This window comes from Candidatus Nitrotoga fabula (assembly GCF_905221025.1).
GTDB classification, from domain to species: domain Bacteria; phylum Pseudomonadota; class Gammaproteobacteria; order Burkholderiales; family Gallionellaceae; genus Nitrotoga; species Nitrotoga fabula.
This window is the reverse complement of the sequence record NZ_CAJNBL010000044.1, coordinates 84,591-107,424: the sequence shown is the minus strand read 5'-3', so window position 1 is coordinate 107,424 and position 22,834 is coordinate 84,591. Positions and strand designations below refer to the sequence as shown.

General features: G+C 50.1%; 20 protein-coding genes. All 20 read left to right on the top strand.

Annotated features, from left to right (window positions below; all coding sequences use genetic code 11):
• Positions 1-184 precede the first annotated feature (184 nt).
• The 20 genes from hda to KJA68_RS10490 all read left to right on the top strand — a co-directional run bounded on the left by hda (position 185) and on the right by KJA68_RS10490 (position 22,833).
• Positions 185-853, top strand: coding sequence for a DnaA regulatory inactivator Hda (hda, locus tag KJA68_RS10585; protein WP_213036899.1), 669 nt, complete (start codon positions 185-187; stop codon positions 851-853).
• Positions 850-1,512: a histidinol-phosphatase gene (locus KJA68_RS10580; RefSeq protein ID WP_213036898.1), complete on the top strand. Its 663-nt coding sequence runs from the start codon at positions 850-852 to the stop codon at positions 1,510-1,512. Before hda ends, KJA68_RS10580 begins: the two co-directional genes overlap by 4 nt.
• 309 nt (positions 1,513-1,821) lie before the next feature.
• A complete protein-coding gene (locus KJA68_RS10575) occupies positions 1,822-2,781 on the top strand; it encodes a FecCD family ABC transporter permease (protein WP_213036897.1) in 960 nt (319 codons plus the stop codon).
• Positions 2,781-3,566, top strand: coding sequence for an ABC transporter ATP-binding protein (locus KJA68_RS10570; protein WP_213036896.1), 786 nt, complete (start codon positions 2,781-2,783; stop codon positions 3,564-3,566). The genes KJA68_RS10575 and KJA68_RS10570 overlap by 1 nt, the downstream gene beginning before the upstream one ends.
• Before the next feature lie 52 nt (positions 3,567-3,618).
• Positions 3,619-4,962, top strand: a complete 1,344-nt coding sequence (gene pcnB, locus KJA68_RS10565) for a polynucleotide adenylyltransferase PcnB (RefSeq protein ID WP_213036895.1) — start codon at positions 3,619-3,621, stop codon at positions 4,960-4,962.
• Positions 4,963-5,094: 132 nt separating this feature from the next.
• Positions 5,095-5,592, top strand: a complete 498-nt coding sequence (gene folK / locus KJA68_RS10560; RefSeq protein ID WP_213036894.1) for a 2-amino-4-hydroxy-6-hydroxymethyldihydropteridine diphosphokinase — start codon at positions 5,095-5,097, stop codon at positions 5,590-5,592.
• Positions 5,582-6,229: a deoxynucleoside kinase gene (locus KJA68_RS10555; protein ID WP_213036893.1), complete on the top strand. Its 648-nt coding sequence runs from the start codon at positions 5,582-5,584 to the stop codon at positions 6,227-6,229. Before folK ends, KJA68_RS10555 begins: the two co-directional genes overlap by 11 nt.
• Positions 6,229-7,020: a 3-methyl-2-oxobutanoate hydroxymethyltransferase gene (gene panB, locus KJA68_RS10550; protein WP_213036892.1), complete on the top strand. Its 792-nt coding sequence runs from the start codon at positions 6,229-6,231 to the stop codon at positions 7,018-7,020. Before KJA68_RS10555 ends, panB begins: the two co-directional genes overlap by 1 nt.
• Positions 7,021-7,047: 27 nt before the next feature.
• The gene (gene panC / locus KJA68_RS10545) at positions 7,048-7,893 is read left to right on the top strand and encodes a pantoate--beta-alanine ligase (RefSeq protein WP_213036891.1); all 846 of its coding nucleotides are present in this window, start codon (positions 7,048-7,050) and stop codon (positions 7,891-7,893) included.
• Positions 7,894-8,092: 199 nt separating this feature from the next.
• Entirely contained in the window at positions 8,093-8,473 is a 381-nt protein-coding gene (panD, locus tag KJA68_RS10540) for an aspartate 1-decarboxylase (RefSeq protein ID WP_213036890.1), read from the top strand.
• 723 nt (positions 8,474-9,196) lie between these two features.
• Positions 9,197-9,658 carry a hypothetical protein gene (locus KJA68_RS10535; protein ID WP_213036889.1) on the top strand — a complete coding sequence of 154 codons (462 nt, stop codon included), beginning with the start codon at positions 9,197-9,199 and terminating at the stop codon, positions 9,656-9,658.
• A complete protein-coding gene (locus KJA68_RS10530; protein WP_213036888.1) occupies positions 9,655-9,987 on the top strand; it encodes a hypothetical protein in 333 nt (110 codons plus the stop codon). The genes KJA68_RS10535 and KJA68_RS10530 overlap by 4 nt, the downstream gene beginning before the upstream one ends.
• Positions 9,944-12,238 carry a S8 family serine peptidase gene (locus KJA68_RS10525; RefSeq protein ID WP_213036887.1) on the top strand — a complete coding sequence of 765 codons (2,295 nt, stop codon included), beginning with the start codon at positions 9,944-9,946 and terminating at the stop codon, positions 12,236-12,238. Before KJA68_RS10530 ends, KJA68_RS10525 begins: the two co-directional genes overlap by 44 nt.
• A gap of 217 nt (positions 12,239-12,455) precedes the next feature.
• Positions 12,456-13,271, top strand: a complete 816-nt coding sequence (gene mutM / locus KJA68_RS10520) for a bifunctional DNA-formamidopyrimidine glycosylase/DNA-(apurinic or apyrimidinic site) lyase (RefSeq protein WP_213036886.1) — start codon at positions 12,456-12,458, stop codon at positions 13,269-13,271.
• Positions 13,272-13,898: 627 nt separating this feature from the next.
• Positions 13,899-14,657, top strand: a complete 759-nt coding sequence (locus tag KJA68_RS10515; protein ID WP_213036885.1) for a Crp/Fnr family transcriptional regulator — start codon at positions 13,899-13,901, stop codon at positions 14,655-14,657.
• A gap of 140 nt (positions 14,658-14,797) precedes the next feature.
• Entirely contained in the window at positions 14,798-15,613 is an 816-nt protein-coding gene (locus tag KJA68_RS10510) for a M48 family metallopeptidase (protein ID WP_213036884.1), read from the top strand.
• Between the two features lie 299 nt (positions 15,614-15,912).
• Positions 15,913-18,474, top strand: coding sequence for an alpha-glucan family phosphorylase (gene glgP / locus KJA68_RS10505; RefSeq protein WP_320412130.1), 2,562 nt, complete (start codon positions 15,913-15,915; stop codon positions 18,472-18,474).
• 158 nt (positions 18,475-18,632) lie between these two features.
• Positions 18,633-20,078 carry a glycogen synthase GlgA gene (gene glgA, locus KJA68_RS10500; protein WP_213036883.1) on the top strand — a complete coding sequence of 482 codons (1,446 nt, stop codon included), beginning with the start codon at positions 18,633-18,635 and terminating at the stop codon, positions 20,076-20,078.
• Between the two features lie 434 nt (positions 20,079-20,512).
• The gene (locus KJA68_RS10495) at positions 20,513-21,685 is read left to right on the top strand and encodes a TolC family protein (protein WP_213036882.1); all 1,173 of its coding nucleotides are present in this window, start codon (positions 20,513-20,515) and stop codon (positions 21,683-21,685) included.
• On the top strand, positions 21,682-22,833 hold the full coding sequence (locus KJA68_RS10490; RefSeq protein ID WP_246487149.1) for an efflux RND transporter periplasmic adaptor subunit: 1,152 nt from the start codon (positions 21,682-21,684) through the stop codon (positions 22,831-22,833). The genes KJA68_RS10495 and KJA68_RS10490 overlap by 4 nt, the downstream gene beginning before the upstream one ends.
• Position 22,834 lies beyond the last annotated feature (1 nt).

The window sequence follows — 22,834 nt, the reverse complement described above, 5'->3', positions numbered from 1 at the left end:
GACAAATTCCGTTCCATTTTACTCCAAAAGACCATTTGGCGCTTGCTTACAGGTTAATATTGAAGAGGTGCTGAGAAAACAAGGTGCTGTCCATCGTTTTCACTATAGGCAAAATGGCTGGCCGGATCAGAAAATATCCCAGGATTGGAAGCTAATCCAATTTGTAGTATCGTGATTCATTTTTATGACGCAACTGTTACTAAATCTTGCTCATGATTGGTTTCCCACGCTGCATAATTTTGTGCCGGGTCGTAATCTCGAATTGCTTTCGGCGTTGCAGCACGCGCTGGAAGGAACCTCAAATGAACGTTTTTTTTATTTATGGGGCGAGCCGGGTAGCGGAAAGAGTCATCTGATGCACGCAGCAGTTGCGCACGCGCGTTCAATGGGGCAGGCTGCTGTTTTTGTTGAGGGTACGGTGCCGGATATGGTTCCGGTGGTTGCGATAGACGATGTTGAAAAGCTGGATGTCGCTGCTCAGATCGAATTGTTTGCCCTATATAATCGCATGCGGGAAATCGGTACCATATTGCTGGTAAGCGGGGCTTCTGCGCCGGCTCATCTGGATTTGCGGGATGATCTCCGTACCCGGTTGGGATGGGGGCTGGTATATCAGGTGCATGCCCTGAATGACGCAGAAAAGGCCCAGGCATTGGAGCAGCACGGGCTAGCGCGAGGCTTTGCCCTGCCTCGCGAGGTGACGCAGTATCTGTTGCGCCATGGAAGGCGCGACTTGCCTGCGTTGCTAGGGTTGCTGGATGCCCTGGATGAGCGGTGCCTGCGTTTAAAGCGCGTACCTTCCGTGCCATTGTTAAAAGAAGTATTGCAGTCTATCCATCTGGAGTCGGCGTGAACCTCGTATTATTTGATTTGGACAATACCCTATTGAATGGTGATAGTGATTTCGAATGGGCTCAATTTTTAATTGAACAGGGCGTGCTTGACCGTGAACTGTTTGAAGCAAAAAACCTGGCATTTTATGAGCAATATAAAGCGGGTACGCTGGATATTCATGAATTTCTTGATTTCCAGCTGAAACCCTTGTCCCGTCATTCGCGCAAGGTGCTGAATGGCTGGCGTGATGACTTCATGTGGACCAAGGTGCGCGGCATGATTTCTACCCCCGCACAGGAGTTGGTAGCGCGGCATCGCACTGCGGGCGATATGTGCATCATTATTACTGCCACAAATAGCTTTGTGACTTCACCGATTGCACGTGAATTCGGTGTGGAACATTTGATTGCAACGGAACCGGAAGAAATAGACGGTGAATTTACCGGATCTGTTACGGGTGTGCCATGTTTCCGCGAAGGAAAAGTTACCCGTCTGGAAAGCTGGCTGGAACAGCACAACTGGGGGTGGGGCACGTTTGTCGCCAGTTTTTTTTACAGCGATTCTTTGAATGATCTTCCTTTGCTGGGAAAAGTGAGCCACCCAGTAGCGGTTGATCCGGATGCTACCTTGCGCAAGCATGCAGAACAACATGGTTGGCCCATCCTGACCTTGCGCTGAAAAATGGGTAATCAGACCATTTTAGTGATATTCGAAAGGCTGTTTCGATCTTGGGCGAAATGTCGGGTAAAAATTGTGAGTGTTCTGCCTGGGGTTGGATCGCATGTTTTTTGCTTGGATTGTGACATGAAACATTTAAAACTTGCATCGAAGAGCCTGATTTGATTTTGTCAAGGGAATGGTTGGAAGCTTTGGACGTTATGCAGTTTCATGTGCGCGAAACATCCTGCGGGATTGCGTTATTCCTGAATAAGGATACGCGAGATTGTGCGCCTGTCTGTTTTGAATGGAAGTAACCTCCAGTTCATCATGTCCCCAAGAGTGATTCTCTTGCTGTTTGCGGTTCCGCTCAGCCTGGGGTTTGGCTTGATGAATGGATCTCTGCCCCTTTCTCCTGCCGAGGTGTGGCAAGCCCTGCTTGGCCAGGGGGAAAATACGGCGAGCGATGTGGTATGGCAGTTGCGCATGCCGCGGGTGCTGGCGGCATTTGCCTGCGGCGGGCTGCTGGCTTTATCTGGTGTACTGTTGCAGGTATTGTTGCGTAATCCGCTGGCAGACCCATATATTCTGGGGATTTCTGGTGGCGCTGCAGTGGGGGCGCTGGGTGCCATGCTTTTTGGCGCCGGCATGTCTGTCACGCGGATTTCCTCATTTTCTGGTGCGTTGCTGGTTATGTCGGTGGTGTTCGGTCTGGGCTTCCGGCAAGGGGAACGAAATATCTATCGCTTGCTTCTTACTGGCGTAGTGCTTTCTGCGGGGTGCGGTGCCCTGATTAGCCTGCTGCTGACCTTGACGCAAGGCGAGCAGGTGAAGGGGATGCTGTACTGGCTGATGGGAGATTTGTCACATCCGGAAGGCCTGGTGATGGCATGGTTTGTGTTGCTGCTGGCTGGATTGTGCGCCTCTCTGTTTTCAGGGGGGCTGGATGTGCTCGCGGGTGGCGTGAACAAGGCAGCGGCCCTGGGGGTGGCAGTTGACCGCTGGCAGGCAGGTCTGTTTTTTGCTGCTGCGGCTCTGACCATGATGGCACTGCAACTCGGTGGGAACATAGGTTTCATTGGATTGATGATTCCCCACGCCATTCGACTTTTGGGTTTTCATGCACACCGCTGGCTGATCCCCCTTTCTGTGTCTGTGGGAGGGAGTTTTCTGGTGCTGGCGGATACTCTGGCACGTATATTGTGGTCCCCGTTGCAACTTCCTGTAGGGATATTCACCGCGCTTTTGGGTGTGCCGGTTTTGTTGTGGCTTTTGGGCCGGAGAAAGTGATGCAATCATTGCTTCACTTGCAAGCGCTGGAGGCGAACAACCTGACTGTGGAGATTGGCGGCAAGACGGTATGCCGTGAGCTTGATCTGATAGCCCGTCCCGGGGAATGCTGGGCTCTATTAGGCCAGAACGGCGCGGGGAAAACCACTTTGCTGCGCACACTGGCGGGTTTGCATCCGCCCCGGGTCGGCAGGGTAAGTTGGAATGGCATGGCGCTGGCTGCCTATTCGAGACGCACTTTTGCGCAGCAAGTCGGGATTTTATTGCAGGGGGAAGTAGGGGAATTCTGGGGCAGTGTGCAGGAATATGCTTTGCTGGGCCGTTTCCCACATCGCAACGTACTACTGGGTTACGGCGCGCAGGACGAGGTGTTGGCAAGTCAGGCTTTGCAGCAGGTGGATCTGGCCGGGCTGGCCGACCGGTCGCTTGATACATTATCGGGAGGTGAACGTCAGCGTGCTGCAATTGCACAACTGCTTGTGCAACAGCCGGAGTGCTATCTGCTGGATGAGCCACTGCAGCACCTTGATTTACGCCATCAGGCCCAGGTGATGCAGATATTCGGCAAGCTGCAGGCGCAAGGAGGGACGATCATGATGGTGCTGCATGATCCTTTATGGGCACAGCGTTGCTGTGACCATGTCCTGATGCAGTACTCCGATGGCCGGGTGTTGCATGGTCGCAGCCAGGACTTGTTGACGCGCGGACACCTTGAAGAACTGTACCAGTGTCCATTGCATGAGATCTCTGTGGCAGGAGAGCGCTGCTTTGTAGCAGGTGTATAATTTGAAATTATTGTCGCATTCCCCTGCGGCATTTTTGTAACAGTAAATATTAATGATCAGAAAACTGCTTAAGCGCGTGTTTGGAAAATCTGCCCGGAAACGGACAGAGGGTAAATGCCACATCATCCCTTTCAAGGTACACGGTATCAGTCGTGATGGCATCAGTTCCGCTGCACTGAAAGTAACGGATGGCCTGCAGGCAGCGGGCTATTCCGCCTTTGTTGTGGGAGGGGCGGTGCGCGATTTGTTACTGCATCGTCATCCGAAAGATTTTGACATAGCAACGAATGCCACGCCGGAAGAGGTGCGCCGTGTGTTCCGCCGATCACGCATTATCGGGCGTCGTTTTCGTTTGGTGCATGTTCTGTATGGCGAGGAAACGGTGGAAACGTCCACTTTTCGCCGTATGACAGGAAGCACAGAGGCAGAAACAGACGAGCATGGACGTTTGTTGCGTGACAATGAATTTGGCGATCAGGAACAGGATGCGGCTCGCCGTGATTTTACGGCAAATGCACTCTATTACGACCCGTCCAGCCAGGAGATTTATGATTATCACAATGGTTATGCGGACATCTGCTCCGGTATCCTGCGAATAATCGGCGATCCGGTCGTCCGTTACCGGGAAGATCCGGTGCGCATGTTGCGTGCGGTGCGGTTGTCAGCCAAGCTCGGAATGAAACTGGAACCCTCAACAGTCGCACCCATCTCACAGATGAAAGATCTGCTGGGTAACGTACCACAGGCACGCTTACTGGATGAAATGCTCAAATTGCTGTTATCCGGTCATGCGGTGGGTTGCATCAAGAAATTGCGTGCCATGGATTTGCATCACGGGCTTCTGCCGATGCTCGATGTAATACTGGAGCAACCTCTGGGCGAAAAATTCGTCATGCTTGCCCTGCACAGCACGGATCTGCGTATTCGTGCCGAGAAATCGGTGTCCCCCGCTTTTTTGTTTGCAGCACTGCTCTGGCATGATGTCTTGGCTGTATGGAAAATGCATCAGGAAGCAGGAGAGCGTCCTGTTGCGGCACTGCATGTTGCGATGGAAGAAGTGCTGAACCGGCAGCAGGCGCGGATGGCCATCCCGCGACGTTATGATGCGGTCATGAAGGAATTGTGGCTGCTACAACCCCGTTTTGAGCAACGAGGTGGGCAGCGTCCATTTCGTTTGCTTTCCCAGCCATATTTCCGGGCAGCGTATGACTTTCTGCTGTTGCGCTGTGAGAGCGGCGAGGTTGATTCGCAGTTGGGACTGTGGTGGGACGAGTTTCAGGATGCAACCGAAGAACGCCGTGTAGAAATGCTGCTGCCGGATGAAACAGGCAAAAAGCGTCGTCGCCGTAGGAAATCTGGTGTGAAGATGCAGGCTGGGCTTCTTGAAAAAACTTGAGGACGGCAAAACTTGCATGCGCTGAAGTCGGGGTAGGTTGGCTGCATCAGTGAATCTTCCGGATTTGTGCCAGGAAGCGGGTATGGTTTTGTGCCGGTTTTCTGTTGGAAATATGGAAAGCATATTGCATAGATGAGTTTTAAACATACGGCTTTCATTGGTCTGGGCAGCAATCTGGATAACCCGTGCAAACAGGTGACCTATGCGTTGCGGGCGTTAGCCCGCATTCCCAGTATCCGGATATCAGCGAGTTCTTCGCTATATCGAAGTGCGCCGGTTGGGTATTGTGATCAGCCGGATTTTGTGAATGCGGTGGCGCAACTGGAAACAACACTTAGCCCCATTGCTTTGCTGGATATTCTTCTGGAACTGGAGCGTGAATGCGGTCGCACGCGTGAATTCCGCAATGCTCCGAGAACTTTGGATTTGGATGTGCTGCTGTATGACGATTTGCAGCATCAGGAGCATAATTTAATTATCCCTCATCCTGAGATGCATAGGCGGGCATTTGTGCTGCGTCCATTATGGGAAATCGCACCGGACTGTATGATTCCTGGTATAGGCGCGGTATCGGAAGCCTTACTGCACTGCCGGGAGCAGCAACTGGAGCGAATTGGCGATGTTATTTGATAGATACCGTTATGTGGTGGTCGAGGGGCCGATCGGGGTGGGCAAAACCAGTCTTGCGCTTCGGCTGGCCAGGCATTATGGTGTGGACATGCTTCTGGAGAAACCTGAAGAGAATTTTTTTCTGGCACGGTTTTACAAAAATCCCGAGTGTCATGCACTGTCAACACAGTTATTTTTTCTGTTGCAGCGAATTTCTGAAGTGCATAATCTGATTCAGGCACAGATGGATACATCCCATCGAGGTATCGTGGCGGATTATCTGTTTGAAAAAAATGTGCTGTTTGCACGTTTGAACCTGGATGATGATGAACTGGCTCTCTACCAGAAGATTCATGACGGTCTCGCACCGCAAGCACCCAAACCGGATTTGGTCATTTATCTGCAGGCTTCTCCGAAATTTTTGGCGGAACGCGTACGCAGGCGCGGCTTACCCTATGAATGCCAGATGGCCGAATTTTATCTGGCGCGTTTGGCACAGGGCTATTGCGATTTTTTTGGTCATTATGATGCGGCGCCGGTATTGACAGTGAATAGTGAGCATATGAACTTTGCGGACAGCGACGAGGATTTTGCTTTCCTGTTGCAGTGTGTTGGGTCAATGAGCGGACAGCGTGAATCCATTGGAAGGGGTGTGTGATGAGAACGACATTGGCTGCCTTAAGGGCTTTGCATGGCAAGGGCGAGAAAATTGCTGCGCTAACCTGCTATGACGCCTGCTTTTCAGCGTTGATGGAATCTTGCGGAGTGGATGTGTTGCTGGTGGGCGATTCGCTCGGAATGGTACTGCAAGGACACAGCACGACCCTGCCCGTTACTCTGGATGAGATGGTTTACCACACGGCCTGCGTGGTTCGCGGATCAAAGCAGGCCTTCATTATTGCCGACATGCCTTTTGGCACCTTTCAGGTCAGTCCTGAAAAAACATTTGAAAATGCCGCGCGTTTGATGGCAGCGGGTGCACAGATGGTCAAACTGGAAGGGGGGGCATTAATGGCCGGGACGATTTCCTTTCTGATCGAGCGCGGAATTCCAGTATGTGCCCATGTTGGACTGATGCCGCAGTCGGTTCATCAGACCGGCGGATACCGTGTGCAGGGCAAGAGCGAAGCAGCCGCGCAACGCATCCTGAAAGATGCGGCAATAGTTGAGCAGGCCGGGGCAGGTATGCTCGTGCTCGAAGCTATTCCAGCAGTGCTGGCAGCAGAAATTACTGCGAATGTTTCCATTCCCACCCTGGGTATAGGAGCGGGCGCAGCCTGTTCCGGCCAAGTGCTGGTATTGCATGACATGCTGGATGTTTATCCAGGTAACAAGACCAGGTTCGTAAAGAATTACATGAAGGGTGCCCGTAGTATTGCTGACGGGGTGGCCTGTTATGTAAACGAAGTGAAATCCGGTGTTTTTCCGGGAGTGGAACACGGTTTTTAAAGCCATGGAGCGGATCAGGAATCATTTATGCTAGTGATACACACGATTGCCGATATCCGCATGCGGTTGAGAGGTGTTAACGGCATAGCGCTGGTGCCGACCATGGGTAATCTGCACCATGGGCATCTGGATCTCGTAAGGATTGCCCGGCAGCGGGGGCAGTTTGTGGTGGTGAGCATATTTGTTAATCCATTGCAGTTTGGCATCAATGAAGATTTTTTCAAATATCCGCGAACGCTGGATCAGGATTGTAAACTGCTGGAGGGATGCGGGGCGGATCTGGTTTTTGCGCCAAGCGAATCGGATATGTATCCGCAGCCTCAGCAAGTGAAAGTAGCGCTGCCACCAATAGCAAATGAATTATGTGGCACTTTCCGCCCTGGTCATTTCAGCGGTGCGGCGACGATAGTGCTGAAGTTGTTCAATATCATACAACCTGAAATTGCCGTATTCGGCAAGAAGGATTACCAGCAATATTATTTGATGCGCCAAATGTCGGAGCAGCTGAATCTGCCTGTGAAAATTGTAGGTGCGGAAACGGTGCGTGCACCAGATGGTCTGGCGCTGAGTTCTCGAAACCAGTATTTGAAGGATGAGGAACGAACCGAAGCGGCTTTCTTGTATCAAATGTTGACAGGGGTACGGCAGGCAATCCTGAATGGGGAAAAAGATTTAGGCTGGCTCCAGGGGCAGGGATTGGATGCGCTGGTCTCCCGTGGCTGGCGAGCAGAATATGTGGAGATACGTTCCCAGGGCAATCTGGAAAAATCAAGGATGGAGGAAAAGAATCTGGTTATATTGGCTGCTGCCTGGCTGGGAAAAACCCGGCTGATAGATAATCTGGAGGTTTTTCTTGATGGCGGTTCTGCATAACAACCGCTGGATCCAGGATAATGGGATGAACAGGAGCTATGGTGGATTTGCTCAGGAACAAAAGAATACCGACCCATGAAACTGTATCTTTTGAATAGGTGAGTATCCGGAATCAAACTCCGGAAATCCGCAGCTTTCTGGAGGTGTTGATGGATAATGTTATAATTTTATTTTTTAGTTCTCCCACAGGGGGTACACAATGCTAAGGACTATGCTTAAAGCCAAATTGCATCGGGTGCATGTTACGCATTCGGAATTGCATTACGAAGGCTCGTGTGCAATTGATGAGACTTTGCTGGAAGCAGCCGATATTCATGAGTATCAGCAGATCGATATTTATAATGTTACCAATGGCGAACGTTTTACCACCTATGCCATTCGCGCTCAACGTGGTTCGGGTGTCATATCGGTTAATGGTGCCGCTGCGCACAAGGCCAATCCGGGCGATATCCTGATTATCGCTACCTATGCAATGTATTCAGAACTTGAATTGCAAAAATTTAAACCTAATCTGGTTTATGTTGATGGATTAAACCGTATTATTGACCAGCGCAATGCGATTTCTGTGCAGGCCGCGTAGATAAAGCATCCGGTTGCACAGGTTCTGTATATATTTCCTGGCTATGCATGCCAGGCTTCTGTAATTTCATTTTTCTGTCAAAATTTTGCAGTAATATCCAGACTTGCAGGAATTATCCGCGTTTTTAGGTAAACTGCCTGAACGACCGGGCAATGCATCTTATGCAGGCTTGTTGCGTGAATGCCCTCTTTTATACCAGTCTTATTGTGTACCTCGGTTTGAACAGCCAGAGCCGGCAGTCAATGGTTTCTGGTGACGGGCAGGTTTCGATACGCTACTTTCTCCGCTTCTCTGTGGCCTGTTTCAGAATATCCGGGTATGCCGGGGGTAAGTTGCTGGAAGTGCTGCTTATCTGAGACTTGGGGCAGGTTAATATAGTCCTGTTACCTAGGCACAGGGCGGACTCAAAAACTGGCTCTTTGCCGGGCAATGGGAAACATCATGCAAAAACCGGGTATATATCTGCAAGTGGTTTTTCTCGGGAATTGCATGAACTGGAAAAATGCCAAAAACTGCTGAACCCAGGAAAAATGATTTTCCGGATGGGTTACTCTGAATTTCTTAGGGGTCAGATGTATCATGAATATCCGGCGATCAGCCACTATAGGGATTGATGAGCACCATCGTGACTGACTCTGGTTCTGGATATTGTACGGTTTCCGGATTTTTCAACCGCATGTTCTGTTTTCTGGGTATCCTGCTGGGACAATTCAGGTGATTGGAATGAGTAAAGAAAGAAATATTCTGCGAGTGCTCATTGGTCTCGTGTTGGGTATCGGGTGCTACCTGCTGGCAGGTTGTGCATCGGGTGCCGGCGGAGATAAAGTCGCACAAGAAATATGGGAAAAACTGACCGCAGGAGAGATGCAAGATTTGATAGTCGTATTTGACGATGCGGCAATTCTTGCCGAGGCAGGACAGTTGAAGAAAGCAAAAGGCATCCTATTGGACGATGCGGAAATTATCCGGTTCAAGGCGGAAAAATATTTGGCCATGAAACGTGCTGCAATTTCCAGATTATCACCAGGAAAAATTGAAATCCTCAAGGATTTTGAAGCGCTTCCGATCATGTTGCTGCGATTTCATAATGCGGAAATCCTGAAAATGCTGCTTTCAGATTCCTTCGTTGTCCAGGCATATAAAAATCATCCGGAAAACAGGGTACAGTCGGATCCCAGTCCATGAACGCTTCTGATACAAATTATGGTCGGCAGGCAGGAATACTTTTACTGGCGCGGGTGATTTTTTTGGTTTTTGCCCTGGCAGCAGGCCATGCATACTCCCAGGTTCCCGGCAATGAAAAGGGGGAGGCCGCCTTGCGGCTGCTGGAAAAAATGCAAACCGGTACATCGCAGGATTTCATTGTGGTATTCGATGAAAGGGCGATCCAGGAAGATGTGCAGGCCATGCAATCAAACATGCGGCTCACATCACAGGATGCGTCCGTTTTAAAGCAGAAGGCCGTTCTGTATGCCAAAAAAACAAGAGGTTCACGCATCCTTTGCGTCGCATGAATCCGCTGTGCTGAAAGACTACAGTCAACTTCCGCTAAGTTTTGTCCGCGTTTATTCCAGGAAAGCACTGGATAAACTGCTTATGCATCCTGGTGTAACGGGGGTGTACGAAAATACGGTCATGAAAATGCTGTTGGCTGAAAGTCTGCCTCTGGTCAAACAGCCTCTGGTGGTCTCGGCAGGCAATCAGGGTGCCGGCACAGCGGTAGCGGTTTTGGATAGTGGCGTGGATTATACCCATCCTGCGCTTGGACCATGCGCTGTCCCTGGAGGACCAGCCAGCTGCAAGGTGGTGTACGCCAAGGATTTCAATCCCGGTGGCAGTTCAGACCATGGTACCCATGTTGCAGGGATTGTTACAGGTGTGGCTCCTGGAGCAAAAATTGTGGATTTAAAGGTTTTTGGCGAGGATGGTACGGCTCCGTCTTCGATTGTGCTGGAGGCGATCAATTGGGCAATTGTCAACAGGCATACCTACAACATCGTTGCTCTGAACCTGAGTTTAGGAAGCGGCATGTACAGTTCGCCACAAACTGGCGGAATTTATTTTCCTGCGGTCCAGAATGCCAGGTCGGCAGGGATATCTGTGGTCGCCGCGGCAGGAAATGAAGGTTACATCAGTTCGTTGATCAATCCGGCCGCTACTGACGGGGTCATATCAGTCGGGGCTGTTTATGATTCTGCAATGGGCATGAAATCCTGGAGCTCTTGTTCGGATTCCACCACAGCCGCAGATAAAGTGACCTGTTTTTCCAATAGTGCGCTGTTTCTGACATTACTTGCTCCGGGTGCCATGATTGATGCAGCCGGGAAAAGTATGGGCGGTACCTCTCAGGCTGCGCCGCATGTGGCTGGAGCGGTAGCGGTGCTGCGAGCCGCCTTTCCCGGTGAAGCCCTGGATCAAATTGAGGCACGCCTGAAAAATGGTGTTCAGGTGACCGATGTCAGAAACAGTGTGACCAAACCCCGTCTGGATTTACAGATGGCGGTCGGAACCACCACAGCCTGCTCCTATTTTGTTTCGGAGACCGGCAAGTCATTTGGTTCAGGCAGTGCAACCGGAAATATCATTGTCACCGCAGCCAACGGTTGTACCTGGAGTGCCATGAGCAATGCACCAAACTGGCTGACGATCACTTCGGGTAGCAGTGGCAAGGGTAATGGTGTTGTCAGCTATGTATTAACGGAGAACCATGCTGCTTTCCCGCGAACAGGGGTGTTGTTTGTCGCAGGAAATACGTACACGGTTACCCAGGCGGGTGTGGGAGCCGCCGGGGCAAATCTGGTCGGCAATCCTGGATTTGAAAGTGGCCACGTCTTATGGGTTGAAAAAAGCTCCATGGAATATCCTATCGTTACGCAATTTCTCGTCCCCGCACCATCTAATGCCTGGTATGCATGGCTTTGTGGATATAACCACTGTGAAGATAGTTTGTATCAGGATGTAATGATTCCCCAGGATGCGTCTGGAGCGGTATTAAAACATGATTACTGGATTGAAACCGAGGAAACAACGGGTTTGGATTTTTATGATTTCATGGAGGTCAGAGTTTATAGCCCGCCTGCCGCAACAACCTATAAGACTTGTGTTTCATTCACGAACCTGAATACAACTACAGACTGGGTTCAAAGTGGTGAATGCAGCCTGGATGCGTATAAGGGGAAGACGGTCAGGGTGAAGTTTTTTGCAACCAATGATGGTCTTTACCCAACCAGTTTTTATGTAGATAACGTCAGTCTGATGATAAACAGACCTTCTTTGCCGGGTGCGACTGCAGAGGTTGTTGAATTCTATAATACCAATCTGGATCATTATTTTATTACCGCGGACCCCAATGAAGCCGCAGGAATTGATAATGGCAGCGCAGGTCCCGGCTGGATCCGTACCGGCCATCGCTTCAAATCCGGTGGGAGCAGCCCGGTCTGCCGGTTCTATGGAAGCATGTCACCAGGTCCAAATTCGCACTTTTATACAGTGGATATGAGGGAGTGCGAGGCGCTAAAACAACTTCAGGCGAGCACGCCGGATACTCAGAAACGCTGGAATTTCGAGAGCATGGATTTTTATACTACCCTGGCAACCAGCGGAACCTGTCCCAGCGGGATGGCGCCGGTTTACCGCGCCTATAATAACGGATTCACCCAGGGCATTGATTCCAATCATCGTATTGTCAGCGATCCGGCTGCCATTCAGCAGGTGGTGTCCCGTGGATGGATAAGTGAGGGGGTGGTAATGTGCGCGCCTCTATAAAATGAAAGTCAGATGGCGAGAAACCAATCGAGTTGTTTTGTAAGGAGTTATATGAAACGGGTGGAAAAGTTACAGGTTCCACCATGGTGGCTTTCTGCATACTTGCGCCAATCAGGATATGTCTGGGGAAGAAACAGTCCAGTGGTGAACCCTGATTCACGACAAAACGTGTTCGCAGATTGATCTGAATGAATTGATTTTTTCAAAGAAGAACAGCATGCCAGAACTACCGGAAGTTGAAACAACCCTGCGGGGCATTGCGCCGCATATTCAAGGTCAGCGTATTGCGGATGCCGTTATCCGTACCCCGCGTCTGCGGTGGGCTGTTCCCGGGCATTTGCCCGCTATTCTGTATAACCAGACCGTTCATACGGTCCGTCGCCGTGCCAAGTACCTGTTGATTCATTGTGACACCGGAACGCTTATTTTGCATTTGGGCATGTCGGGCAGTTTGCGCGTTCTGGACGCTGGAATAGAGCCACAGAAACATGATCACTTTGATTTGAAGTTTACAAATGGAATGCTAGTGCGGCTGCGCGACCCGAGGCGCTTTGGCGCAGTCCTGTGGCATGAAGGCTATCCCGAGCAGCATCCGCTCCTTTCAAAGCTCGGTGTGGAACCACTGGGACAGGATTTTAGCGGAGGGTATCTTTTCCATTCGATACGCAATCGTAAGGCCGCAATCAAGCTGGTTATTATGGATCAACGTCTGGTAGTCGGGATTGGCAATATTTATGCCAATGAAGCTTTGTTCCGCGCCGGTGTCTGTCCGCAATTGCCTGCTGCAAGCTTAAGCTATTCGCGCTGCGAAGCGCTGGTCCAAGCGATTCAGGCAACCCTGGAAGAATCCATTGCCCTTGGTGGAAGCAGTCTGCGCGATTATGTTGGAGGCGATGGTAATCCTGGCTATTTTCAGCAGCGCTACTGGGTGTATGGTCGCGCAAATGAGAAATGTCGTGCATGCGATACCATGATCAGGCAAATCCGGCAAGGCCAGCGGTCCAGTTTTTATTGTGACTGCTGCCAGAAATAAACTGGTCATTTACAGGATAACGAGGGTAATGGATATGACTCAATGGTTAAAGACAAAAGATAATTGTTTGTGTTCAGGCTGCTGATCAATTTCTTGATTCAGCAAGGTGTTGCCGTTTATGATAGACACCTGTGTGTCAGGGAAGTGTGTGTAACGCATACCGCGACATGATTAAAGGGGTTACTATAGGGGCTGCCATCGAATAGTGCGATCCGTTATTCCTAATCGAGCGGGTATCCGGATTCTTGTTGTTTTTATTGATTTATTATTATGTTTAATCTATTTGATGGCAGGCCCTATAGCAACTGTATGAACTTAAGTCCTGCACCCGGCTAAGCCGGTTAATTTATTGCGGTAATGCCGCGAACAACGCGAATACATTTGGAATACATTTGCTTGTTCCTAAAGATACAGTATTCGTTGATCCCCTATAGCTGAACATAAAACCGGCTAAAAAATTTGGGGATGTAGTTCAATTTAGAATTAAGAGTACTGAAGTTGCAATATCCTGTCTGTGCGGTATCGCACAAAACGAGTAAAAGTTGAATAAACGCTACTTTGATTTGAAAGGATGGTTGATATGACGAAATGTGCTTGTAAACCTTTACAGATCGGGATAAGCGGCGAATGCCTATAGCTCCTTCAGGGGGAGTCAGTTACAACCGCCTTCTTGCAGCATTGCCGGAAGATGGGTTTAAACGCCTGGGCCCGCATCTTGAGTTAATTCAGCTGCAGCTTGGCAGTATTCTTTATGAATCAGGCGATCATTTGCAGTATGTATGGTTTCCTACAACTGCCATCGCGTCTTTGCAATATATTATGGAAGATGGTGCTTCGACAGAAGTGGCCAGTGTTGGCAATGAAGGCGTGCTGAGTGTTTCATTGTTTACGGGAAGTGCAGTGCCACCCAGTCGTGCAATTGTTCAGACCGGGGGTTATGGCTATCGGATAAAAGTTGGAGTGATGCTGGAAGAGTTTCATCGTTCGGAGTTGCTTCAGCGCTTGTTATTGCACTATATTCAGTCACTTATTGTTCAGATTTCGCTGACAGCGGTCTGCAATCGGCATCACTCAATCGAGCAACAGTTGTGCCGCTGGTTGTTATCGACCATAAACCGACAATTATCCAATGAATTAGTCGTGACTCAGGAGCTGATTGCCAGTATGCTTGGAGTTCGCCGCGAAGGTATTACAGAAGCCGCTGGAAATTTGAAGGATGCAGGCTTTATTAATTACCGTCGTGGTCATATTACCGTTCTTGACCGGGCTGGCCTGGAAACCCTGACTTGCGAATGTTATCAAGTAGCCAAGAAAGAATTTGGAAGTTTGCTGTCGATGTACGCGACCACGGGTCATGCTCATTCACAAGCCTGCAGTAAAAAATGAAGTGTTTGGCGGTACCCGTGGATGATTAAATATTCCTGAATATGCTGTTGGATGGGTATGATTTTTAGTATTGTATGGATTGAGCTTGGAAGTTTGCATAAAATTTTGTTGATAAGAAAGCAATAACCGGAGAAAACATCATGCCGAATCTTAAGAAATATTCTGCATTATTCCTCATCATGTCGAGCGTGATGATTGGCGGGTGTCAGACTACTACGTCTGGCGGCGTTGTTGGTGCAGACCGTTCCCAGTTAATGCTGGTATCTTCGCAGGAGCTGGAACAGGTTGCCGAACAAAGTTACAGCAAGCTTAAATCAGAGGCAGTTACCAAGGGTACGCTGAATGAAGATCGTGCCATGCAGGAAAGGTTGACGAAGATAGCGGATCGCATTAAACCGCAAACAGCGGTGTTTCGTCCCGACGCTTTAAACTGGAAATGGGAGGTCAATGTAATTACTGACAAACAACTGAATGCATTTTGTATGCCCGGTGGAAAAATTGTTTTTTATTCCGGGTTGATTGATGGATTGAAACTCTCTGACGATGAAATTGCGATTGTGCTTGGACATGAAATTGCCCATGCCTTGCGCGAACATTCCCGGGAACAGGTATCGCAGGCAATCGCTGCCAGCACTACCATTAATGTAGGTGCTGCGCTGCTGGGTTTGCCAGGAGGGGTAACGGATCTGGCCAATATTGGCTATAAGGCATTGGTTGAAACCAAATTTAGCCGTAATGATGAAATTGAGGCAGACAGCATCGGCCTGGAGCTCAGTGCAAGGGCGGGATATGATCCTCGCGCAGGAGTTACTCTATGGGAAAAAATGATGAAGGGTAACGATGGGCAGGGTCTTCCGGAGATCTTTAGCAGCCATCCGGTGGATAAAACCCGGATCAAGAGAATTGAGAGCTTGCTGCCCAAGGTCATGCCTCTTTACGAAGCTGCGCGAAAATAATGTAACCATTTGGTTAGATCCAGATAAATCCTCCCGTATTTGCGCCGTACATTTTGTGCGGCGCGGGTGCGGTTCCGGTTAACAGCGAAGTCTGTCATGCTCCCTGTTCTGCTATATAATCTCCAGTCGGCCTGGTTATCTTGATTGAGAGCAGGTGTGGCCTTGTTCCTGAAATAAAGATTTCATTACCAGTATCTAAGGATGCTGTTTAGCCACAACTGTAGTTGGTGAAATCAAGGGGTTTTCCCCATGATCATGCAATGCGGGGGCTGGTCCATGATGTGCAGTAACAGGAGAAAATGATGAAAAAAGGCACTCCATATACTCTGGATGTCCGGCCTAAAATACCGGCTCGTCTAGCCAGGCTTGAAGAACTTGCAAATAATCTGTGGTATAGCTGGGATCTGCCTACGCGTGATCTGTTTTCCTTTATTCAACGTGATCTCTGGGAAGATGTAGGGCAAAATCCTAAGGCTTTCTTGCAGTCTGTGGATGAGCATAGCCTGATTGCCGCTTCCGAAGATCCAGTGTTTCTGGACCAGTTTCAACGGATATTGTCAGCTTATGATAGCTATCATGCCAGGCCTGTATCCAATGATCTTTCAGCAAAGTTTACGGAAAATGACCTGATCGCATATTTTTGTGCTGAATTTGGTTTCCATGAAAGCTTTCCGATCTATTCCGGCGGTCTGGGAATCCTGGCGGGTGACCATTGCAAGTCAGCCAGCGATATGCATTTGCCTTTTGTCGGTATAGGACTGCTCTATCGTCAGGGTTATTTTCATCAGACTGTTGATTATGAAGGTAATCAGCATGCGATATACACAGATTCCGAATTTGACAGCTTGCCAATTTCGCCAGTGCTGGATGGCAATGGCCTGGACGTCCAGGTAAGCGTAGATTTGCCCGGACGAAGAGTGGCAATCAAAGTATGGAAGGCGGTTGTAGGAAATGTCATGATCTACCTGCTGGACACTGATCTTGATGAAAACTCCCGGCAGGATCGTGCCATTACCCACCATCTTTACGGGGGGGATCGATCCGTCCGCATGGAGCAGGAGATTGTGCTTGGAATCGGTGGTGTACGTGCTTTGCGAAAAATGGGCATTCAGCCAAGTGTGTGGCACATCAATGAAGGCCACGCGGCATTCATGGTATTGGAGCGTATCCGTATCCTGACCGAACAGGGAATAGAGTTCCCGGCTGCGCTTGAAGCGGTTTCGGTAAATACTGTTTTTACCACGCACACACCCGTTCCAGCAGGCCATGATCATTTTGATTATGGAATGATGTCACTCTATTTTGAGAATTATTTTCCTCAGTTGAATATAAGCCGCGATGAATTTCTGGCATTGGGCTATGTATCAGGTACGCCGGATTTTAATATGACGGCTCTGGCTATTCATTGCTCACGCTTCCAGAATGGGGTTTCGCAGATTCATGGCAAGGTTTCTGCCAGAATCTGCGGTGAACTATGGCAGGAGCTTGACCATGAAGATAATCCGATAAGCCATATTACCAATGGCGTGCATATGCCGACTTTCCTGGCAAAGGAATGGTCGGAGGTTTTTATGCGCTATCTGGGATGGGATTGGAGTCAGCATGCCGATGATTTTTCCTTCTGGGAAAAAGTTAATAGTATTCCAGACCACCAATTCTGGAGCGTGCGCGAGACGCTCAAGTCACGAATGATGCAATTGATCCGCTACCGGGTTCGTCGGCAGCATTTTCGTAATCATGGTTCCCAGGCTCACCTTGATCGTATTTTGAAATATGTTGATCCAGCAAATCCGAATGTGCTCACAATCGGATTCGCGCGACGTTTTGCAACCTACAAGCGTGCCACCTTGTTATTTGAGGATCTCGAGTGGCTTCGTGAGATCATGCAGGACTCTGAACGTCCGGTTCTGTTTGTTTTTGCAGGGAAAGCTCATCCTGCTGACATTCCCGGGCAGGATCTGATTCGTCAGGTGACGCGAATTTCGCGCATGCCGGAATTTGAAGGCAAAATTCTCATGCTGGAAGATTATGACATGAGGCTTGCGCGTCGCATGGTTGCAGGGGTGGATGTCTGGTTGAATACCCCGCTATATCCGCTGGAGGCGAGCGGTACTTCAGGAATGAAGGCGGCCATGAACGGGGTACTGAATTTGTCAGTACTGGATGGCTGGTGGGATGAAGGTTACGACGGCAAGAATGGCTGGGCTATCAAGCCGGTTTCAGAAGACTTTCCCAATGCACAGCGCAACCGCGAAGAAAGCCAGACTCTTTATGAGTTGCTGCAAGACCGGGTAATTCCGACCTATTACAAACAAAATAAGATGGGTTATTCTCCGGAATGGGTAAAAATGTCGAAACGCTCTATTGCCACTTTGTTGCCGCAGTTCAATTCCGCCCGCATGGTAGGCGAGTATATTGATAAAACATATCTTCCGGCCATAAAACAATATTATAAATACTGGGAAAATAATTTTGAAGGCGCACGCAGGGTAGCACACTGGAAAACCTTTATCCGTCAGGCTTGGCCAGGTGTAACCATACGCCGCATGGGCATGACAAAACAAAGTGTAATGTTCAAGGAAAGCGTGCGCGTCGAAGTGGGGGTTAATTTAAATGGCCTCAATCCCTCGGATGTCGCGGTTGAAATGTTGATTGGGCAGGCGTCCCAAAAAGAAAAGTCCGGACCGGAAATGAGTTATCTGTTTACAGCCCGGGAGATGAACCAGCAAACAGGCGAGCATGTATACATGCTGGAATTTACCCCTGAGCTATGCGGTAAGCTTGAATACCGCATAAGGGTTCACCCGCACCATGAAATGCTTACGCACCGGTTTGAACTGGGACTGATGCGCTGGCTGTAGCCCCGGTTTTTCGGGGGTTGAATTGCATTCGATTTTTTGTGGGCTTATTTTTTATGACAGCTGATATTTGTGTAAATCAGTCCTGTTGTCATTAAGCTGACAGTATTTAGTTATTCTCGCTCGTAGCGGATACATTATATTTTCGTAGGGGAATAACGATGCGCGTATTGTTCGCCACCTCGGAAGTTGTGCCATTAATAAAAACCGGCGGTCTGGCCGATGTCAGCGCTGCCCTTCCGGCAGCCCTGCGCGAAAGGGGGATTGATGTGCGCTTATTGCTGCCAGGCTATCCCCAGGTCTTGAAGGCACTGCCGCACCGCCAGTTGATTGCCGACCTGTTTCCGGTTCACAGTTTCCCTGCTGCGTACTTGTTTGCAAGCTGGCTGCCTAATGGCGTTCCTCTTTTTGTGATTGAATGTGCTGAACTGTATGAGCGTGGCGGCGGTGCATATCAGGATGAAAATGGTATCGACTGGCCGGATAATGCCTTGCGATTCGGCATGTTATCATGGGTCGCGGCATGGATGGGAAGCGCAGGCTCTACGCTGGACTGGAAGCCTGATTTGGTTCATTGCAATGACTGGCAAGCCGGACTTGCTCCTGCGTATCTTCATTTTGCAGATGACGCGGCCCCTTGTGTCATGACCGTGCATAATCTTGCTTTTCAGGGCAATTTCCCTTCGTATATGGTGGCGGAACTGGGATTGCCTATTGATTGCTTTCAGCCTGATGGCGTAGAGTTTTACGGAAATTTATCCTTCATGAAGGCTGGTCTGTATTACGCGGACCACATCACTACCGTAAGTCCCTCCTATGCCAGGGAAATCCAGACCGATCCGCTTGGATTTGGCCTGCAGGGTCTCCTCGCATACCGGCGGGAAAAGGTTACGGGTATTCTGAATGGAATTGATGTCGAAGGCTGGAATCCGGCCACCGACCCTGATCTCGTCCAGCTTTACAGTTTGAATGATTTGAGCGGCAAGTCTGCCAATAAATGTGGGCTGCAAAAACGAATGGGGTTGCACGTCGATCCTGGTCTGCCTTTGTTTGCATTGGTGAGCCGGTTTACCCACCAAAAGGGGGTGGATCTTGTGTTGGAGATTGCGCCACAACTGGTCAACCTACCTGCGCAACTGGTATTGCTTGGGAATGGGGATGCAGGCATGCAGCGTGCTGCTCTGGATCTTCTGCATCATTTTCCGGGGAAAATCGGTGTGTATATTGGTTTTGATGAGGGCTTGTCCCATTTGATTCATGGAGGAGCAGACATATTTCTGATGCCATCGCGTTTCGAGCCTTGCGGGCTGAGTCAGATGCATAGCCAGCGCTATGGTGTACCGCCAGTAGTATATGCAACCGGCGGCCTGATTGATACTGTAACGGATTACAATGAAGTAACATGTGCACAAGGCCTCGCATCGGGTTTTGTTTTTCACAGCATGGACGCAGCCAGTTTACATGCTACAGTTAAACGTGCAGCGAGTGTTTATTATGACAAGAAAAGCTGGCGTGACTTGCAACATAATTGCATGACCCGGGATTTTAGCTGGAATCGGAGTGCCGCAGCCTATCATGACCTCTATATGAATTTGATCCGGCCATAGCAGTTCTTCTCGGCATATGTTGCGTAAAGATCCCTGTTTCTTTTGGGCGTAGTGTGTCGGGTGCGTTCTTCGGGTAAGCCGGAATATCCACGGCAGTCCTCAAGTTGGGGTATGTGTCTGAGGCACAAAAAATGAATTCAGAATGTCGTAGTGATGACCTGATTCCAGGAAGACGTCGGGTTTCAGAGGCATCGCGCTCAGATTTGCCTGTACAGGGAGATCTGCCTCCTGTCTTTTTGCACGTATATTCTGAAACAATGAATGCGCCAGGAATTTCTTCGCTTGGAAATGGAACTAAATGATTAATGTCAGTGTCTGCATTTACTTGCCCAGAAAATAAAAAGAACATGCGATTTCATAGATTCTCCTTTCGCTGGTGGTGGATTCTATTTTTCTTGCTCATATCAAGTCTCCCATCCCATGCGGCAGGGATTTTGACGCTGGAAACGGCCTTGCGTCTTGCAGCTACCCACAGCCCGATACTTGCTGACATTGCGGCCCAGGAGCGTGGCGCGCATGCTGCCCTCACGACCGCACGAGCCTACCCTAATCCCGATCTTCAGCTTGGGGCTGGAAAATCGCTTTCAAAGTTTCAGCATATTCCAGATGGGCAAAATAACGCTGCGGCATTGTCGCAGTTGATTGAACTGCCTTCTGTGCGTGAAGCCAGGAGGCTAGGTGCCGAGGCAGGCATTGTTGCCGCCGAGGCTTCTGTGTCGGATGCGCGAATCAATTTGCGCACCTCGGTGAAACAGGCTTTTTTTGAGGTGTTGCGCCGCCAGGAAGAGCTCCGCCTGGCTAAAGTGAACCTTGATTTGCTGATGCAAATCCGGGACAGGGTAAAGCTTAAGGTTAAGGTTGGAGAATCTCCCCGCTTTGAGCTGGTGAAGGCGGATGTTGAAGTGCTGGCTGCGCAGAGTGCCGTGAAAAGCGCAGAATTTCGCATTATCCAGGCCCGGGATCGACTACGGGCGATAATTGGTGCGCCTCTCGCCAAAAATTTCGAGGTACCCCAGGAAAAATTGCTGCCTCCGGATCTGCCGGAGTTGGACGAGTTACGCAAGGAATTGCTGGAGCGCCAGCCAGTGCTTAAGGTGGCAAACGCGCAAGCGCAACGTGCCGAAGCACGGGTGCAGCTGGAACGCAACTTGCGTATCCCGCAACCGACCATCACCGTAGGAACCAATCAGGATCCGGACTGGAAACTTTGGCAAGTCGGGGTTTCCTTGCCATTGCCTTTATGGAACCGGCGCCAGGGTCCAATCGGCGAGGCTCTGGCAGGGCTTGAAAGGGCGGAAGCGGAAAAGCGGCAGGTAAACATTAGTTTGCTGGGTGTTCTGGATCAGGCTTATGGACGCTATCAGATTGCAAAAAATCAAGTAAAAATATTCGAAACCGGGCTGCTCCGCGATGCCGAAAATGCCATGAAGGTGGCCGAAGCCGCCTATCGCCACGGTGAGCGCGGTATTCTTGAGTTCCTCGACGCCCAGCGGGTATTACGCACTACCCGCCTCGACTACCTGAATGCCCGCTATGAGTTGCAGGCCGCACTGATTGAGATTGAACGGCTCCGCGCCATCCCCCCTAGTCCCGGAGAAATATTGTGAGGCGAACCATCGGTCCTGTTGTATTCGTGAATTTGCTGATTGTCGCGCTGGCAGGATGCAACGACAATCAAGCATTGCATAATGAGGTAAATCAGGCCAAAGATCCCTCTGTGGTGCAGATTGCCCCGGAGTTTCTGAAAAGGCTGGCAATTGTCCCTGCAAGCGAGGGCTGGGTGGCCGAGACCATGCGTGTGCCGGCTCGTGTTGAAGTGAATGAACATCGGATGGCGCGCGTCGGATCGGCTGTAACCGGTCGCGTGACGGAAATTCATGCCTATTTGGGTCAGGCGGTAAAACAGGGCGATGTGCTGACAACACTGAACAGCACGGAGCTATCGGATGCCCAGCTTGTCTATCTTAAGGCGTTGTCCGATGAAGGGTTGCAACGCCGCGCTGTAGAGCGGGCAAAATTACTGTTTGCCGCTGATGTGATCGGCGAGGCAGAGTTGCAGAAACGCCAGGCGGATCTGGTTCAGGCGCAGGCTGAACTCCATGCTTCCTACGAGCAGCTCAAGGTTCTGGGGATGTCCAAAAGCGCCATTAACAAGTTGGCGTCCAGCCGCCGCGTGCATTCCGTGTCCACGATCAATTCCACGCTGGATGGCGTGGTGATCGAACGCAAAGTAACTCCGGGTCAGGTCGTACAGCCGGCAGACATACTCTATACCATAGCGGATCTGTCACACGTATGGCTGGTGGCAGAGGTGACCGAGCAACATGCCTTTCTGGTGAAAATGGGTGAAGTAGTGCAGGCCGAGGTTCCGGCATTGGGAGGGAAACGCTTTGAAGGGCGGCTGATCTATATTGCGGATACCGTTGATCCAGACAGGCGGACGGTAACGGTGCGCATGGATGTGGAAAACAAGGAACGCATGCTCAAACCGGAGATGCTTGCCTCCATGCTGATTCTGGGACAATCCCAGCGCCAGTTGGTGGTGCCTGCTTCGGCGGTGGTGCGGGAAGAAAACAAGGATTACGTTTTCGTTCAGCTGGATAATCAACGCTTTCAGTTGCGGCGTGTCCAGCTGGGCCCGGAAGCTCATGGTTTTTCTCCGGTACAGGAAGGCATTAAAACAGGCGAGCGCATTGTCATTGATGGAGCTTTTCATCTGAATAACGAGCGCAAGCGATCGGCGTCGGGAAGCTGAT

Excerpts from the sequence above, each read along its gene's own strand:
- hda (WP_213036899.1), top strand. The coding sequence starts at position 185 with ATGACGCAACTGTTACTAAATCTTGCTCATGATTGGTTTCCCACGCTG.
- KJA68_RS10575 (WP_213036897.1), top strand. The coding sequence starts at position 1,822 with ATGTCCCCAAGAGTGATTCTCTTGCTGTTTGCGGTTCCGCTCAGCCTG.
- KJA68_RS10570 (WP_213036896.1), top strand. The coding sequence starts at position 2,781 with ATGCAATCATTGCTTCACTTGCAAGCGCTGGAGGCGAACAACCTGACT.
- pcnB (WP_213036895.1), top strand. The coding sequence starts at position 3,619 with ATGATCAGAAAACTGCTTAAGCGCGTGTTTGGAAAATCTGCCCGGAAA.
- folK (WP_213036894.1), top strand. The coding sequence starts at position 5,095 with ATGAGTTTTAAACATACGGCTTTCATTGGTCTGGGCAGCAATCTGGAT.
- KJA68_RS10555 (WP_213036893.1), top strand. The coding sequence starts at position 5,582 with ATGTTATTTGATAGATACCGTTATGTGGTGGTCGAGGGGCCGATCGGG.
- panB (WP_213036892.1), top strand. The coding sequence starts at position 6,229 with ATGAGAACGACATTGGCTGCCTTAAGGGCTTTGCATGGCAAGGGCGAG.
- panC (WP_213036891.1), top strand. The coding sequence starts at position 7,048 with ATGCTAGTGATACACACGATTGCCGATATCCGCATGCGGTTGAGAGGT.
- panD (WP_213036890.1), top strand. The coding sequence starts at position 8,093 with ATGCTAAGGACTATGCTTAAAGCCAAATTGCATCGGGTGCATGTTACG.
- KJA68_RS10535 (WP_213036889.1), top strand. The coding sequence starts at position 9,197 with ATGAGTAAAGAAAGAAATATTCTGCGAGTGCTCATTGGTCTCGTGTTG.
- KJA68_RS10530 (WP_213036888.1), top strand. The coding sequence starts at position 9,655 with ATGAACGCTTCTGATACAAATTATGGTCGGCAGGCAGGAATACTTTTA.
- KJA68_RS10525 (WP_213036887.1), top strand. The coding sequence starts at position 9,944 with ATGCCAAAAAAACAAGAGGTTCACGCATCCTTTGCGTCGCATGAATCC.
- mutM (WP_213036886.1), top strand. The coding sequence starts at position 12,456 with ATGCCAGAACTACCGGAAGTTGAAACAACCCTGCGGGGCATTGCGCCG.
- KJA68_RS10515 (WP_213036885.1), top strand. The coding sequence starts at position 13,899 with ATGCCTATAGCTCCTTCAGGGGGAGTCAGTTACAACCGCCTTCTTGCA.
- KJA68_RS10510 (WP_213036884.1), top strand. The coding sequence starts at position 14,798 with ATGCCGAATCTTAAGAAATATTCTGCATTATTCCTCATCATGTCGAGC.
- glgP (WP_320412130.1), top strand. The coding sequence starts at position 15,913 with ATGATGAAAAAAGGCACTCCATATACTCTGGATGTCCGGCCTAAAATA.
- glgA (WP_213036883.1), top strand. The coding sequence starts at position 18,633 with ATGCGCGTATTGTTCGCCACCTCGGAAGTTGTGCCATTAATAAAAACC.